This window comes from Methylobacterium sp. J-070 (assembly GCF_022829385.1).
Classification (GTDB): Bacteria; Pseudomonadota; Alphaproteobacteria; order Rhizobiales; family Beijerinckiaceae; genus Methylobacterium.
Genome location: NZ_JAKSXX010000188.1, coordinates 1 through 520 on the forward strand (window position 1 = coordinate 1; position 520 = coordinate 520).

Genomic DNA, 520 nt, shown 5'->3' on the forward strand with positions numbered 1-520 from the left:
CATTCGGAAATCCCTGGATCAAAGCTCGTTCGCAGCTCCCCAAGGCTTATCGCAGCGTACCACGTCCTTCATCGCCTCTCAGCGCCAAGGCATCCACCGAATGCTCTTAAGGCACTTGATCGCTCTCGTGATCGATGTCCGCTGACCGGCAGCCGCTAGGCTGTCGGTCACGACACGGTCACAAAAAGACCAGCGACAGAACCGTTTCCGATCCCGTCGCCGTATGCTTGCCGAACATGACCGCCAGGGTTGACAGATCTCTCTGCCCCAACGGCCACATTCTCTCTTCACGATGTCACTGATTGTTTTCGCCTGACAGCACGACCAACCGAACCTGACGGTCCTCGCTGATCATCGCTGCGGCAAACGCAGTCTCCAGATAGCGGCCTCGACACCTCGTTCGGAACGTCGCCGCAACAGCGGCGCCAAGTCCCAAACAAATGGTGGAGACAGACGGGATCGAACCGACGACCTCATGCTTGCAAAGCACGCGCTCTCCCAACTGAGCTATGTCCCCAAG

The 520-nt window shown here is 58.1% G+C and carries 1 tRNA gene and 1 rRNA gene; both read right to left on the reverse strand.

Going from position 1 to position 520, the window contains the following annotated elements:
• Positions 1 to 121, reverse strand: a 23S ribosomal RNA gene (locus tag MKL01_RS19845); the annotation flags it as partial.
• Between the two features lie 320 nt (positions 122 to 441).
• A tRNA-Ala gene (locus MKL01_RS19850) sits at positions 442 to 517 on the reverse strand.
• Positions 518 to 520 lie beyond the last annotated feature (3 nt).